This is a genomic window from Imperialibacter sp. (assembly GCF_040222815.1).
Classification (GTDB): domain Bacteria; phylum Bacteroidota; class Bacteroidia; order Cytophagales; family Cyclobacteriaceae; genus Imperialibacter.
Map to the genome: position 1 here is coordinate 300,033 of NZ_JAVKCH010000048.1, position 16,516 is coordinate 316,548.

The window sequence follows — 16,516 nt, forward strand, 5'->3', positions numbered from 1 at the left end:
AAATCCCCTATCGAGCCATATTTCGACAGGGGATTTCTTTTTAACCGAAACTTAAAGTTATCTACTTCAAATTTGCCAGGAACTCCACCACATCCCTGATCTCTCTCTTTGTCATAATGCCTCCCATGGGTGGCATGCTGCTTGGTGAGTTTTTGCGTTCGCTTATTCTAGCTGTGGGAATATGAAGTGGCTCAGCTTCCGAAGTTTTTAGCACCAGCTCTTTGTCGGTTTCTTCCATCAAAATGCCAGACACTTTTTGTCCGTCTTTCAACGTCAGAGAAACAGAACCAAACCCAGGTGCCAGTCTTGCGCCTGGCTCAATCAATGCTTGAAGGATTTGCTCCCTTGTCAGCACACTGCCTATTCCGCCAAGCTGTGGGCCGACTGTAGTGCCTTCGCCTCTGATCACGTGACAACGGGTACATTGTGCAGCCGGGTGGGTGTAGAATGTTCTTCCACCCAGACGAGCATCGCCTCCATAAAGCGTTTCCTGAAATGCGGCAACGGTATTTGCATCATCAGACTTTAACGGCTCAAGCTTGGCGGCGAGCGCTGCTGAACCATTTGCCTCGGATGCCTCTATGAGGTCAAGCGTCAAGCTCTTGTCCAGTTTCTTGGCGGCAAGCTGGTCGATGAGCCCTGACAAGATTGCCTCGCTCTTTTCAGCGGACATTTTACCCAGCACTGTCAACATTTCCTGTTGTTCTTTTAAAGAACCTTTAGCAAAAATAGGAGTGACGATGCCGGGTAGATTTTCTGTAGAAATTTCCATTCCACTCAAAAGGCTGAGGGCTGTTGTCCTCACTTCGCCTTCTTTGTCGTTCATACCTTTCTTAACGAGTCCCTCGATGTCGCTGTAGCCAAGTTTGGCCAGGCTGGTGAGCATAGCCGATCTCACTTCAGGAAGCGGGTGGCTTGCCATCATCGCTGCTAGCTGATCGTTGAAGTCAGTTATCTGTAATTCTGCCAGCATATTGGCAGCGGCCATCACCACGGCACTGTTGGAGCTCTGAAGAAACTTAGTAGCATTCGCTTTTGCTTTTGCCTGAGCAAGTGCAGCGTCTCTTTTGATTTCACCACGATAGCGGCCGTCCACTCTGTCCATCACCGATGGATTGGCCCACGTGCCCAGCGTCGCAAGTGCTTCTGCTTTTAGTTCCGGTGCCACGCCATCTCTGAGTGCAAAGGCAATGACCATGTCCAGCTCTTTGTCTCCACCCACTCTCAAGGCGGCGTTGATGGCCCTTCTAAGCAACGGCTCGGAGGTAAATCTAGTCTCGGCCAGAGTTGCTGCCAAAGCTGGCAGTGCAGGTTCAATCGACCAGTCGTCGTTGATAGCCCGTGCTGCTTCCGTCACAATGTACTCATCCTGATCTTTGAGGAAGGTGGCTACTTTTTCGCTGCCAAGCCTTCTTAGTACCAACACAGCGGCAATGCGCAAAGCCCTGCTTGAACTGCTTGCCAACGCCACCACTGGCTCTTGCTTGCCTATCCGGCTAAGAGCGAGTACGCCTGCGTGTCTGATGTAAATATCTTCATCGTTGTTGGCCTCAATCATTTTGATTAGGTCAGGAATAGCCTGTTCGTACTTGATTCTGCCCAATGCTTCAGCGGCATAGAACCTCGTTCTTGGATAGTCATTGCTCAAAAGTTTCACAAGCTGGGGGGCGGCTTCGGCATACTTCACATCTCCAAGCATTTTTGCAGCCTGAGCCACGATTTCAAAGTCGCTATCACCAAGCAACCCAACAATCGGCGCTGCATGGTCGAGGCGTTGTCTTCCCAGTTGACCAAGACCCCAAACGCCATGAACTCTTGCTAGTTGGTTGTCGGTTTGATCGATGGCCTTCTTAAATAGTTGCGCTCCTTTTTTCCCCCGATTTACCAGTTCGAACTGCGCCTTTTGACGAATACGCATGTCGGCGTGAGAAAGTAATTCATACAGCCTGTCTTCGCTTTGATTTTCGTAGTCAAGCACCATCAGCTCTTTGGTTTCTTTACGAGCGGCTGCCAGGTCGTTCTTGTCGCTGGTTACATCTATTTTCCACACTCTACCATAGTTCTTTGTGTCCCATCCATTGATCCAGTCAGCTGCGTAGAGTGCGCCATCAGGTCCAAACCGGATACCAGTTGGTAAGATGCCCAAAGCTAGTTTCTTCTCCTGCTCCAATTCGAAAGTAGCTCCTTTAGGCTTCAGGGTAAACGACCAGATAGGAGACCTGCTTGGGTTGCCAACAAACTCCACAAGGAAGAAATGGTTTTTCCAGGCTGAGCCAAGTGCCGTACCAGGGTTATACACCATTCCCGTTGGCCCGTTGTGATAGTTCATGATGGGAGGAATGATATAAGCAGCCTGACCTTCCCAACGAGGCTGGAAGAGCTTTTCATCCATCCAAACATGGTACTTATTGTTGCGGGGGTCGGTGTATTTTCCATACTGCCAGTTGGCTCTCCATCCAGCGTCGTGGCCTTCTACTATGTGAACAAGCCTTTCACTTTCACCACGGTGGTCACCGTCGTTGTCAGAGCTGATGATGTTGCCATAGGCATCGAAAACAAATTCATGCGTGTTGCGTAATCCTGCAGCGAACACCTCAAAGTTACTTCCGTCAGGATTTGACCTTACAATCACACCCTGGTTAGGATATTTGTATGTGCTTCCGTCTTTGGCAGTTAAGTTGGCGCCAATGTCGCCAATGCCCCAGTAAATACGACCATCTGGCCCTTCAATGGCACCCGACATTCCGTGGCCACCGAAGCCGATATGTACTGCAAATCCTGTCGCTATCGACTCTTTTTTGTCCAGCACTTCATCGCCATTGGTGTCTTGAAGCCTCCACATATCAGGGCCAACACCAACAAAAACATCGTTCTTTCTTACTAGCAGTGCTCCGGCTACGTCGGTTATTTCGTCGTGAAAATCGCTGAGGATACGCTTGGATACATCGGCAATGCCGTCACTATTTTCGTCTGTGAGCTTCCATACTTCTTCTTCTTCCACAGCCAGGTCTTTCCAGTCATGAGAGCCGTCGTTGTTGAGGTCGGGCAGGTATTCATTTCTGGCACTGTTTTCTGGTGCGAATTCCTTATGTAAAAAGGCCCGGCGTTCCTCTGCGGTTTGCAATGCAATGGAACGGGTCATCCAGTCCTGGTGGCCACGAATATCGAACTCAGAGTGTTTCTGACGATTGGTTCTGGTGAGATATACATTGCCCTCATCGTCTATCGACATCGCAATGGGGTCAGGAGCCAGTGAGTCGGAGGCCCAAAGGCTCATGGTAATACCATCATAGAGTTCCAGGGAAGTGTTTTCACGGACTTCTTTGGCCCGGTTATAGGCAGTAGCCTGGTCTTCTCTTATCGTTAGTGGCGTTTCTTTAGGCAACTCTTCGGTACAACTAAGGAGCACGAAGGTCAGAAAAAAAGCAGGCCACAACCTGCGGGTGTTCAGTAGGAATGTCATATTAAACAGGAGTATATATTTGAAAGTATAAGTTTATATTATTTTAGACGAGGAAGCCAGTAGTTTGCCTTAAACGGCAGGAAAATTTCAAAGTCCCCAGGGATAACCTCCATGTTTAGCATGGGAGTGACTGCTTACCGTTCAGCCTGACAATCAGGGTAAATACATAATTTTTGTATTCACTTTTGTGAACCTGTCCCATAAAAAGGAGATATTAAGCTACGCATTTAAATGGAGCGCATAAACTACCTGCTTTGAACATTCAATATTTTACAGAAGATCCTCTGTTTATTTTAGCTATTGGAATCCTTGTTGTTTTTGTCAGCATCATAGGTTTCAGGCTCCATGCGTTTCTGGCGCTCCTGCTCGGTGCCTTTGTTGTAGCACTTATCACTCCCGAAGCGGCTGTCCTTCTATATCAAACAGGAAAAGGTGTTTCCGAAGCTGCGGCCCAACGCCTGGCCGACCAAAGTGAAGGGATTCGCATCGCCACAGAATTTGGAAATACCTGTGGTAAAATTGGGATACTGATCGCCATGGCCTCTATCATAGGCAAAACCATGCTGGAGAGTGGCGCTGCCGAAAAAATTGTGCGGTCAACACTGAAAATCACAGGCGACAAATATGCGCCAATGACATTTCTGGGCAGTAGCTTCTTTATCGGTATTCCTGTTTTCTTTGACACCGTTTTTTATCTCATGGTGCCGCTGGCCAAAGCCATGGCCATGAGGGTTGGGAAAAATTACGGACTGCTGATTCTTTGCATCGCTGCGGGAGCGGCTATGGCCAACTCGTTAGTTCCACCAACGCCGGGCCCACTATTTTTAGTCACCGAAATGAACATACCCGTTGGCATGATGATGATGGGAGGCTTCCTTGTTGGGCTGGTGACCATCAGCGCCGGTTACCTTTATGCCTCATGGGCTAATCGCAAGTGGCCAATTCCACTTCGGGATGCTGTAGATGCTCCGTTGGATGAGATTAAGTCACTGTCTGAGAAAGATGAGCGGGAGCTTCCAGCACTGTGGTTTTCCTTGTTGCCAATATTCATTCCTATTGTGTTAATAAGCGTAAATGCCCTGGTAGGTTCCTTCGTCGACGTAAGTACAATGTCATCGTCGTGGTTGACTAGTGTGCTGGAATTTATCGGAGAGAAAAATGTCGCCTTGTCCCTGGGGGCTCTGTCTTCCATTTGGTTGCTGGCTGTGCAGAAGAAAGGTGACGAAAAGGGACTAACTACCTCAGTGCAAACCGCCCTGATGAGTGCGGGCGTGATCATACTTATTACATCAGCCGGCGGCGCTTTTGGCGGAATGTTACAACAAACGGGCATCAGCCTGCGGCTTGCTGAGCTCACCAAAGACTACCAAATGGCGTTGATACCACTGGCTTTTTTTATAACGGCTATTGTCCGAACAGCTCAGGGGTCGGCGACAGTAGCGATGATTACTGCCTCGGGCATACTGGCAGGAATGGCAAACACGGGCACGCTGGAATACCATCAACTCTACCTGGGCCTTGCCATTGCCTGCGGCTCGAAACTCATTCCCTGGATGAATGACAGCGGCTTCTGGATTGTGTGTAAAATGAGTAACCTTACCGAGCAGGAGGCACTCAAAACTTTTTCTCCCTTGCTTACCATCATGGGGCTGGTCGGGTTGATCGTCATTCTTATTGCTGCCAGTATTTTCCCCCTTATCTAATTGATATATCAGAAACGTCGAAGAATATGACACCGAATATTAACCGAAGAAAGGCCATCTCTTCCCTGTTAAAAACCTCGCTTGGAACCACAGCCATGGTTGGATCGATGGGTTCAATGATGACGGGGTGTGAGCCCGCTGATGGTAAAGAGGAGGCAACGTCGGCGGCCAAAGCTAAGCCTATGCGCATGCACGTTGGCTGCCAGCACGGAGGTACGGGGAAAGAAAACCTTGAGTATCTCGCCCGGCATGGGGTCTATCACCTGGATGGAGGATCACCAAAAGTGATTGAAGGCGTCGGCTGGGATTTGAACGATTCTCTGCTAAAAAAGGAAGCTTGCGAAAAATATGGCATCAGCCTCGACGCTTATCATTTGCCTCTCTCCTCGGCTGGTATTGATAAGATTTCAACGCCCAATATCATGCTCGGGAAAAGTCCGGCGAGAGACAAGGAAATCGAGATGATCCAGCAAATGATTTCGGTGGCAGGTAAAACGGGTGTTCGTGCGTTGAACTACAATACCATCATTCTGGAAATTTTGAGAACCGGGCGAACAATTGATCCGACCAGAGGTAATGCCTCTTACAGCACATGGAATTACGAGGAGGCTCTGAAACAAAACAAACCCAAGACCATAGCAGGCGACGTATCGATCGATGAAATGTACGAGCGTATCACCTATTTTCTCGACAGGGTGCTGCCGGTGGCCGAGGAATACAATGTGCGCCTGGCCAACCACATTGCCGACCCACCAGCGCCCGTGGGGTTCAGAGGGATAACAAGATGGAATAGCCCCGATGTGTTTGAAGGGATCAAGAAATTTGCGCAACTCTACGACAGCCCCTCACACGGTTTTAACCTCTGCCTTGGCTCCACCGCTGAGGGTTTAAAAGATCCGAGAACGGAGATTTTACCTATTATCCGCTGGGTGGGAGAGAGGAAGCAAATATTCAATATCCATTTGCGAAATATTAAGGGCGGTTGGAATAACTTTCAGGAAGTATACCCCGACAACGGGGACATGAACTTTGGCGAAATCATCCGGGAATTGAGAAATGTCGGCTACGACGGCATGGTGATGCCGGATCACATCCCGCACCACGATGACCCTGCCAGTGGCTTGCAAGGACATGCCTTTGCATTTGGCTATATTAAGGCATTGATTGATGTGATTGGTAGCGAAGCATAATCTTCAGGAGATTTCGTCTTGCCGACTAAGAACCATCACCTGTCTCCACTCTTCCGTCTCCCGTATGACTGTCTGAACATCTGCGTGTCTGACTGTCTCCGCCGAAGGAGAGTCTTTTTGTATTTTTCTCAAACCAACTTGCACTTTTTTGCCTTTCATTGTTGCGTCTAAGCCGAAATTTGATGCATATTGCCAACTATACCTTTGTGAGCATTTGTGTAGACTCCCTTAATGATGCCGTCAAGTGGGTAAATTTTGATTTTAATTGTAAGTTTGCAGCTTCAAACCTGGGAGTGAAACGGGCCTTCCTTTGTCATACGCCACTGGTGCAAAAGGATCAACGACAACTCATTTTTGGTTGCAGACGGTAAAAACATGTAATTCATTCCGGTATAATGCTAACATTTGGTGTCAGGAGGTCCTCGGCTGGGCTGTTTTTTAACATAATAGTATTTTTTTTACTCAACGCAGCCCTTAGCGCATGCATTTCCAATAAAAAGGTGGTGTACATGCAGGAGGCTAATGAGGAGTTCCCAACGGTACCTAACGACAGCCTCCTAAGCTTCCCCTACAAAACTTATGTGGTGCAACCGGGGGATAATCTGGACATCAAGATCAAGAGCCTGGATGGCAGCACAGACGACATGTTCAATATAGGTGGCATGGCTACGCAAGCGGCTGGTCAACTGATCAGCAACGCTTCTGACATTTTCTACCTCACAGGCTTCAATGTAGATGCCAATGGCATGATTGAGGTGCCTGTGATCGGCAGAATCGCAGTAGCGGGGAAAACACTGGCTGAGGTAAGAAAAGTGGTGGAAGAATCGGCACAGGTATACATCAAGGATCCTTATATCTCAGTGAAATTGGGTGGTATCCGGTTTACAGCGTTGGGTGAATTTAGGAGCCCTGGCAGGTACGGCGTACTTCAAAACAGATTGACTATTTATGAAGCCATTGCTTCGGCTGGCGACTTGCAGATAGAGGCCAACCGAAAAGAAGCTTTACTTATTCGCCAATACCCTGAAGGGCAGCGTATCCACAAAATAGACTTGACGCATCGTGACTTGATTAACTCTGAGTTTTATTATATCCAACCTGGCGACCAATTGTATGTGGCGCCACTAAAAGTACGAGAGCTCGGAACAGGCATTACTACTTTCCAAACCATTAGCGCTGTGGCTGCCACCATCACCGCCGTTTTTTTGATCCTTAACTTTTTCACCAAATAGTCATTCATGGACGCACAGGGAGTAAATAAGTTGCCCACAGTTCCTACTTATGTTGAAGAGGAAAATTTAGATGTGAAAGATTGGGTGTACAAAATCCTGGATTATTGGCAATTTATTTTTCTGTCAGTAATAATTTGCGTTGGAGTTGTTTTTCTTTTTCATAGGTATTCAACCCCTAGGTTTGAGGTGGCAGGAACAATTCTGATAAAGGAAGATAAAAAATCTATTAACCCAGAACTTTTACAGGAGCTTCAATTTTTTCAAGGAAATTCAACAAAGCAAAATGAAATTGAGTTATTAGGATCCTATTCACTTCTCAAGCGAGCAATCGAAACGCTTAATTTCGATATAGCATATTATGGTGTTGGTAGGATAAAACAAAGAGAAATTGAACCTGACAAAATGCCTTTTCGGGTGAGTTTTGTTAATGAAGCAAGACCAGAGCGAAATTTAGCTTTCAGCGTTGAGATACAAAAAGACGGAGGCTTTGTTTTGTTTTCTGAAGAACTTGGCCTCCCTCGTCAAAATTATCAGTTTCCTGCGGTCATCGAGTTCAATGGAATCTCTTTCAAAGTCGAAGAGAGGCAAATGGATTTAGCTGAGGTTGATTCTTACCAATTTGTGCTTTTTAATAGTTGGGGGTTGGCAAGGGCTTACCGTGGAAGGATTCGAATCTCTGACGTTAACAAAGAGGCAAGCATTTTGGCAATTAGCATGCAGACGGAGTTGCCGTCAAAAGGCGTGCAGTTTATCAATAGCTTAATAAATATATACATTCAACGTGAGTTGGAGGAAAAAAATGAAACTGCAACTCGGACAGTCGAATTTATAGACCAGCAGCTGGCAAGTATCCAAGACTCTTTACTGTTGATAGAGCGCCGGTTACAAACATTTAGAACAGACAATCGAGTAGTCGACATTAGTCAAGAAGGCCTTGCAGCATTACAAAAGCTTGAGGATCTTGAAAATAAAAGGGCTGAAGAGAGATTTCGAATTGAATATTATAATTATATAGTTGCTTACCTTAAGGAAGAAACACGGCCTCACGGTATTATTAGTCCATCTACTGCAGGAATAGATTCGCCGCTCTTGGAAGCGTTGACGCAAAACCTGGCTGAATTGAGTTCACAATTGCTGCAGATTGAAATTGGAGCAACGGATGCTAATCCTCAAGTATTATCTCTAAAGAATCAGACCCAGAAAGTAATTTTATCAATTATTGAGAACGTACAGAACCTAAAAGGAAGTAGCGAAATTCTTGTTGCTGATCTTACTTCGAGGATTAAAGAGTCGGAGAGGTTGGTCAATAAATTACCACTTACCGAAAGAACACTTGTGAACATTCAACGAAGGTTCTCCTTGAGTGAGAATTTGTTTATATACCTCCAAGAAAAAAAGGCTGAGGCAGGCATTGCAAAGGCATCTAATGTACCGAATGCCAAAGTTGTAGATCCACCAATGTTACGAGGACAAACGTTTCCAACCCCTTTAAGGAACTATGCAATTGGCTTTAGTTTTGGGTTAATTTTACCAATTGTATTAATTGTTATCAAAGATTTCTTTTCGATTAGCATTCAATCTGTTCATGAAATTACAAAGAGTACAAAATTGCCGGTTTTGGCTTCAATTGCGCTGAGCAGGTATGAAACGGAGTTGGTGATGGAAAAGTATCCTCGATCGCAGGTGGCCGAAAGCTTTAGGAAAATGCGAGCTTCGATGAAATTTTTGGAGCGAAAGGATCATAAGGTGGTGATGGTTACTTCGTTTCTATCAGGAGAGGGTAAATCGTTTCTAACCATGAACACAGCCATAATGCTTGCGAAAATGGGACAAAAAGTTCTATTGCTAGGTTTAGACCTTCGTAAGCCGAAAATTTTTGACTCTTTTGGAATATCAAATGATCAAGGGATGAGCCAGCTACTCATTGGTGATAAGAAATATGAAGACGTAATTCAGTCAACGGAAATAAAGGGCTTGGATATGATTGCTGCTGGACCGATCCCCCCCAACCCAAATGAACTGCTAATGGGACACGAGTTCGATGATGCAATGAGGTGGTTCAAGGAGCACTATGACCATATTGTAATTGATACCCCACCTGTAGGTCTTGTGTCGGATCCTATCGAGATTAGTCGCCATGCTGATGTGGCATTATTTATTATAAGACAGGATGTCACTCCCCGCCACGCCATTGATTACATTAATGATATCCATAACAAAGGTCTAATCAATAATATTGGAATTGTTCTAAACGGGGTCGACTTTAAGAAACCAAAATGGCATTCTATTTATGGATATGGTTACGGCTATGGTAATTACTATGGGGGCAAAAAAGCCTCGGGTAGCGGATATTACATAGATTAGTTGTGTCGGCACGCCGATCTCCATTCCCGCAAGCGCAGTTAGTTACCAAAACAGAAAATGACTTTCTTCGAGGCCACTGATGATCGATGCCCTTTCATTTCAGTGCCGACATTTCCAATCTTTTCCAGTCTTCAGCCTTCGGTTTTCCTCGCTTGCCTTAGCCGTTGACGTAGGAGGGTCGGTTTCAAACTTTTTAGGATGTGGCTTCGCCGACAGCCTTTTTTGTCCCCTTTCAGGGATTGCACACAGGGGCCGGTACGGCCATACCAATTCCTGCAAGAGCTATCAGACACCGAATAGGCAATTCTAAAGCATGCTATTCTTCCATCTGCCCATCTGCCGGTCTGCTATCTCCGGTCTTCCAATTGTCTTCTGCCTCTCCAATCAGAAATTCCTGACCCCCTTCGAATTGTGCTAAAAAAAATATGACATGTCCATCCGGCTTCCTACCTTTGAGTAGTATTTCTACTCATTATGCCAGCAACCACCCATTGGTACGTATTATATACCCGCTCGAGGGCTGAGAAGAAGGCGGCGGAAACCCTCAAGAAGCACGGTTTTAGAAGCTATTGCCCAACGGTTACTTCCATCAGGCAGTGGAGCGATCGGAAAAGGAAAGTGCAGGAACCTCTGTTCAGATCTTATGTTTTTGTTAGTGCTACCGTAGAAGAACTTGTACCTATCCTTCAAACGCCTGGCGTCATTAACTTTGTGTACTGGCAAGGCAAGCCCGCCATTGTAAGGCAAAACGAAATTGAAGCCATTGGCATTTTCACACAAGAGTTAGCCGCGAAAAATGTGTCAGAGCTTTCTTTCGATTTCCAAGAAGGATCAACTGTTAAAATAGACTGGGGTGCTTTTAAAGGCATGGAAGGAGAATGCATTGCCAGACAAGGCAACAAGATCATCCTTCACATTGAGTCACTGGGCCAGGTGATCCGGGCCGAAGTGCCTGCTGTGCATTTGCAACAGGCTCGTTGAGTGGAATAAAGGAAGTTTTTTTCTTCCTAACATGAAAAAAAAATGGTTGGCGGATGTCACGATGTGTGACTGAGGAGGCGAAGCTGTGCCGGAGACTGGAAAGTCAGATTGTCCGATACTCAGACAGTTCAGACACTCAGGCGATCCGACCTGTCGACCTAAACATCGCCGTAGGTTGAAAATCCGACCCGTCCGAAAGTCTGAACATCCGACAGTCCGAATCATCCGACAGTCTGAACATCCGAACCACTGAATAGTCCGAACAGCCCGAACAATCATCCCCTTGCTCGATACCCTCATTACATCCAAAACACGCATCAAACTCCTGGTCAGGTTTTTCCTGAGCCCGGGCAGCAGATCGTATTTGCGGTCGCTGGAGACAGAATTTGGGGAGAGCACCAACTCTATTCGCTTGGAACTCAACAGGCTTGAAGGCGCTAACTTGTTGAGAGCAGAACTGGAAGGCAATAAGAAGGTATACAGTGCCAACGATCAGCACCCGCTTTTCGGCGAGATCAATAAGCTGGTGCGTAACTACCTGGGGCTCGATGTCCTTGTGGAGAAGGTGGTGGATAAACTAGGTAACCTCCACAGTGTCTACCTGATCAATGAGCTGGCAGAAGGGAAAAATACTTCCAATATCGACATGGTGATTGTAGGTGATGCTATCGACACACAGTATTTGTCCCTTTTGGTGGCCAAAGCGGAGCAACTTATTCACAGAAAGATCAGTTATAGCATATTCAGCTTGTTCGAGATGGACAAGGTAAAATCCGAACTGAACCGCAAGCCTTTGCTGTTGCTTTGGTCTGCCGATGAGTAGGCCTCAGCACGGGCACGGCCACCCAGGCAAGAGGCGTCAGTCTGTCAGGGGTGTCGGTACGGCCAATAGCCACTTCCACAAGAGCCGTCAGACACCCGTTGCAATGAAGTAGCGCCAGACAACAGACAGGGCTGTGTCTTCACACACCCTAAAAACAATACCGTAAAGGCGCTGTGTTTCACACACCTTAAAATACAGAGCCACAATCTTAAATATGTATTCTCATATCCGCCATCGTTAATCCCATGACCAACTTCCCCTCCAACCCTAAAATAGGCCTCATCGGCCTGGGCTATGTAGGCCTTCCGTTAGCCGTCGAATTTGCCAAACAATTTCCTACCGTTGGTTTTGATATCAACCTGGCTCGGGTAAAAGAACTTAATCAGGGCCACGACCATACGCTGGAGGTAAGCGATACTGATCTTCAAAAGGTTGTGTCGAAGGAGCTTTCTGCAGACAAAGGCCTTTTAGTGAGCGCTTCCAAGGAAGACCTCACTAGCTGCAATGTGTTCATTATCACGGTACCTACTCCCACTGACAGGCACAACAGGCCAGTGCTTACACCGCTCATCAAAGCCAGCGAAACGGTGGGAAGCGTGATGAAACCTGGTGCGGTGGTAGTATATGAGTCAACGGTATACCCTGGTGTCACCGAAGACGAGTGTGTGCCGGTGCTGGAAAAGGCATCTGGACTGTCATTCAATAAAGACTTTTTCGCAGGCTACAGCCCTGAGCGGATAAATCCGGGGGACAAGGAGCATACAGTGGCTAAAATTCTTAAGGTAACCTCAGGTAGCACGCCGGAGGCAGCTGAGTTCATCGATGGGCTGTATGGCAAGGTGATTACCGCCGGCACCTACAAAGCGTCCTCCATGAAAGTAGCCGAGGCTGCCAAGGTGATCGAAAACTCTCAGCGAGACATTAACATCGCTTTTGTGAATGAGCTGTCCAAGATTTTTAACAAGCTGGGGATCGACACACATGAGGTATTGCAGGCAGCCGGCACCAAATGGAATTTTTTACCCTTCAAGCCGGGGCTGGTGGGCGGCCATTGTATAGGCGTTGACCCATATTACCTGGCACAAAAAGCACAGGAAGTAGGTTATCATCCCGAGATCATCCTCGCCGGCCGTCGGTTGAACGACAGCATGGGAGGCTATGTGGCATCTGAAACGGTCAAGCTCATGGTGAAAAAAAGTGTTCCCGTGGCGAATGCCCGCTGCCTTATATTAGGCTTTACGTTCAAAGAGAACTGCCCCGATGTACGCAACACAAGGGTCATCGATATTATTGACGAGCTAAAGTCTTTTCACACAGAGCCAATCATCTTCGACCCGCAAGCCAACAGCGCCGAAGTAAAGGCGGAGTATGGCATAGACATATTGAATAAGCTTCCGGAAGGAAAATTTGATGCAGTCATATTGGCTGTAGCTCACAAAGAATTTGCACAGCTCGACATCCGCTCCCTGGTCTCCGACAATGGGGTGGTATACGATGTAAAAGGAATTTTACCGAAGGCAATTGTTGATGGTAGATTGTGAACAAGAAAAGGACAGTCAGACAGTCAGACACTCGGACGATCCGAAAGTCCGAAAGTCAAAATAACATGAAACACAACTTTGAAAAACTCAATATCTGGCAGGAAGCAGTGGATTTGGCGGTTGAAGTATGTTTAGAAGTGGATAATTCCAGAAATTTCGCCCTTAAGGATCAATTGACACGGTCTTCAATTTCTGTACCCAGTAATATTGCTGAAGGGTGTGAAAGACAGACGCCGAAAGAATTTAGTCGTTTCCTGAATATTTCCGGAGGCAGTGCTGGCGAAGTACGTACACAGTTGATCATCGCCAAAAGGATCAATCAAATCGATGAGAGCAAAGCAGATAGCCTTGTCGATCGCTATAGGAAGTTGTCCTCGCAGATTTATGCGTTTAAGAAAAAACTGGAAGTTTGATACTCAGACGAACGGACATTCAGACTCTCAAACATTCAGACACTCGGACGATCCGAACATCCGACTGTCCGAACATCTGAACTGTCTGAACCATCCGAACATCTGAATTGTCCGAACTGTCCTTTAATCCATATCTCTTGAATACTAAATTATTCAACACCCCTTTCCATACCGGCTCTCTCTCCAACAAGAAATTCCTCATTACCGGAGGCGCAGGCTTCATTGGCTCCAATATCGTGGAATACCTCCTTCGCTTCGGAGCAGGTCAAGTCCGGGTGCTCGACGACCTGAGCAATGGCTACTTCGAAAACATCGAAGAGTTCATGTCCCTTCCCAATTTCGAATTCGTTGAAGGCGACATCCGTGACCTTTCTACCTGCCAAAAAGCCGTCGAGGGAATGGACTACGTCACACACCAGGCAGCCCTGGGCTCAGTGCCCCGCTCGATAAAAGACCCTGTTACTTCGAATGAAGTAAACATAGCTGGCCACCTGAACATGCTGGTGGCGGTAAAAGAGAACAAGGGTGTAAAAAGAATGGTGTATGCCGCCTCTTCTTCTACCTATGGAGACAGCCCCGACCTCCCCAAAGTTGAGGGCAGAGAGGGGAAATCCTTGTCGCCCTATGCGGTGACCAAGGCAGTGAACGAAATGTACAGCGACGTGTTCAGTAAAACCTATGGCCTTCACACCATTGGGCTTCGCTATTTCAACATATTTGGCCCTAATCAAAATCCCAACAACCCTTATGCTGCGGTGATTCCCATCTTTTGCCAGGCGTTTATCGAAAACAAGCAGCCCACGATTAATGGGGATGGCAAAACCACCCGGGACTTTACTTTTGTAGCGAACGCCGTGCAGGCCAATATCAGGGCCATGTTGTTAGCAGAACTAAGGCAACATGAGGTAATGAACACAGCCTGTGGCGATCAGATCAGCCTCAATGAAATGATCACTATGCTGCAGGAAATGACTGGAAAGGACATAAAGCCGGTATACGGCCCCGAGCGCCCCGGCGACGTAAAACATTCCAAAGCCAGCATCAACAAAATTACTAAGCTATTGGGCTATCAGCCCACTGTCCGCTTCCGGGAAGGATTGGAGTTGGTATACGAATGGTATCAAGCTAAATATAAATCGTCGAAATGATGGACAGTCAGATATTCAGACACTCAGGCGGTCACACACTCTGACACTCGGACGATCCGAACATCTGAATTATCCGAACCGTCCGACCATCAGAATGTCTGAATTGTCCGACCCGTCGACCGAAGCTTTTTCAACCGCCGAAGCATTAGCGAAGGTGGTAGCGAAGGTGGTAGCGAAGGTAGTGGCGTAGGTTGTACCACCCGAAAGTCCGAATCGTCCGACCTGTCTACCGAAGCTTCAGCGTAGGTTGAACCATCCGAATGTCTGAACCATCCGAAAGTCCGACTTGTCAACCGAAGCCTTGGCGTAGGTTGAACCATCCGAATGTCCGAACCGTCCGACCGTCCGACTTGTCAACCGAAGCCTTGGCGTAGGTTGAACCGTCCGAACCGTCCGACTATCCGACTATCCGAACCGTCCGAATGTCTGAATTTCCCGAACCGTCCGACTATCCGAACCATCCGACCGTCCAACCGTCCGAACCGTCCGAATATCTGAATTGTCCGAACCATCCGAATGTCTGAACCATCCGAACCATCCGAATGTCTGAACTATCCGAACATCCGACTATCCGAACCGTCCGACCGTCCGAATGTCTGAACTATCCGAACATCCGAATTGTCCGAACCATCTGAACGTCCTAAAAACACTTCATGTCAACTAAACCAAAGGTACTAGTCACAGGCGGAGCAGGTTTTATCGGCTCTCATGTGGTGGATCAACTCATGAGCGAAGGCAACTACGAGGTGATGGTGATGGACAATCTCGTCACTGGCCGGCCCAACAACCTCATGCACCATGGTGAGGCCGTTATTCTCATCAACGCCGACATTTCCGACTCGTCTTCATGGCAAACGCTAAACTTTATACCAGACTATATAATCCACCTGGCCGCTCAGGTAAGCGTGCCCGCTTCTTTTGGAGACCCGGCCTACTGCCATCGTGTTAATGTTAGCGGGTTCCTCAACATGCTGGATTTTGCCCGGGTGAGCAAGGTGAAGAAAGTAGTGTACGCCTCGAGCTCGGCCATCTATGGCGACCAGGGAGAAAGAAGAATCAGTGAGGGCGACGCACCAAATCCTTTATCGCCGTATGGAGCCAGTAAGTTGCTGAACGAATGGTATGCCGGTAAGTATCACGAGTGGTTTGGGCTGTCGGCCATCGGATTGCGGTTTTTTAATGTATATGGCCCCAGGCAGCTCAACGATTCACCCTACTCAGGTGTAATTGCCAAATTCAAACACCTGATCCAAAATGAGCAACCTGTAACCATTTTTGGAGATGGAAAGCAGACAAGAGACTTTGTGTATGTGACAGAGGTGGCAAAAGCCATTGAATTGGCTATGTTGTCTCCTGCTTCGTTGAATGTCTTTAATGTTGGAACCGGTGAGCCGTGTGACCTCACCCATTTAGCCGAAATATTCTCTTCTGTTTTTGGCAGAGAACTGGTACTTCAATATCAACCAGCGAGAGAGGGCGACATTCGCCATAGCCGGGCCAATGTGGGAAAGCTTAAAACGGAATTGGGCTTTCAATCAACGATTGACTTAAAGGCGGGAGTTCGGCTCCTTACCTCAACGGAGGAAGAAAAGTAGGATGCCTGATAAAGTCAACATCAGCCTCTCATATGCCATCGATAAGATAGGCAGTGGAAACTC

The 16,516-nt window shown here is 47.3% G+C and carries 11 protein-coding genes; 10 read left to right on the top strand and 1 reads right to left on the bottom strand.

The annotated features are described in order from the left end of the window. Positions 1–61: 61 nt before the first annotated feature. Positions 62–3,463 carry a HEAT repeat domain-containing protein gene (locus RIF36_RS24265; protein ID WP_350119943.1) on the bottom strand — a complete coding sequence of 1,134 codons (3,402 nt, stop codon included), beginning with the start codon at positions 3,461–3,463 and terminating at the stop codon, positions 62–64. A 260-nt stretch (positions 3,464–3,723) separates the two neighbouring features. Here RIF36_RS24265 and RIF36_RS24270 point away from each other — a divergent pair, with 260 nt between their 5' ends. From RIF36_RS24270 to RIF36_RS24315, 10 genes are all read left to right on the top strand, one after another. Beyond that, complete coding sequence (locus tag RIF36_RS24270) at positions 3,724–5,166, top strand: GntP family permease (protein ID WP_502880862.1); 1,443 nt, start codon at positions 3,724–3,726, stop codon at positions 5,164–5,166. A 26-nt stretch (positions 5,167–5,192) separates the two neighbouring features. Further along, positions 5,193–6,356, top strand: coding sequence for a mannonate dehydratase (locus tag RIF36_RS24275; protein WP_502880861.1), 1,164 nt, complete (start codon positions 5,193–5,195; stop codon positions 6,354–6,356). A 509-nt stretch (positions 6,357–6,865) separates the two neighbouring features. Next, on the top strand, positions 6,866–7,588 hold the full coding sequence (locus tag RIF36_RS24280; RefSeq protein WP_350072272.1) for a polysaccharide biosynthesis/export family protein: 723 nt from the start codon (positions 6,866–6,868) through the stop codon (positions 7,586–7,588). Positions 7,589–7,594: 6 nt separating this feature from the next. Beyond that, positions 7,595–9,952 carry a GumC family protein gene (locus RIF36_RS24285; protein WP_350119938.1) on the top strand — a complete coding sequence of 786 codons (2,358 nt, stop codon included), beginning with the start codon at positions 7,595–7,597 and terminating at the stop codon, positions 9,950–9,952. 474 nt (positions 9,953–10,426) lie between these two features. Continuing rightward, a complete protein-coding gene (locus RIF36_RS24290; protein WP_350119935.1) occupies positions 10,427–10,933 on the top strand; it encodes a UpxY family transcription antiterminator in 507 nt (168 codons plus the stop codon). 283 nt (positions 10,934–11,216) lie between these two features. Further along, positions 11,217–11,756 (top strand): ArsR family transcriptional regulator, encoded by a 540-nt coding sequence (locus RIF36_RS24295; protein ID WP_350072275.1) that lies wholly within the window; start codon positions 11,217–11,219, stop codon positions 11,754–11,756. Positions 11,757–12,001: 245 nt separating this feature from the next. Beyond that, complete coding sequence (locus tag RIF36_RS24300; protein WP_350119932.1) at positions 12,002–13,297, top strand: nucleotide sugar dehydrogenase; 1,296 nt, start codon at positions 12,002–12,004, stop codon at positions 13,295–13,297. Positions 13,298–13,362: 65 nt separating this feature from the next. Then, complete coding sequence (locus RIF36_RS24305; RefSeq protein WP_151998784.1) at positions 13,363–13,710, top strand: four helix bundle protein; 348 nt, start codon at positions 13,363–13,365, stop codon at positions 13,708–13,710. A 137-nt stretch (positions 13,711–13,847) separates the two neighbouring features. After that, positions 13,848–14,858 carry an SDR family oxidoreductase gene (locus RIF36_RS24310; protein WP_350119929.1) on the top strand — a complete coding sequence of 337 codons (1,011 nt, stop codon included), beginning with the start codon at positions 13,848–13,850 and terminating at the stop codon, positions 14,856–14,858. Positions 14,859–15,511: 653 nt separating this feature from the next. Further along, positions 15,512–16,453, top strand: coding sequence for an NAD-dependent epimerase/dehydratase family protein (locus RIF36_RS24315; RefSeq protein ID WP_350125306.1), 942 nt, complete (start codon positions 15,512–15,514; stop codon positions 16,451–16,453). Positions 16,454–16,516 lie beyond the last annotated feature (63 nt).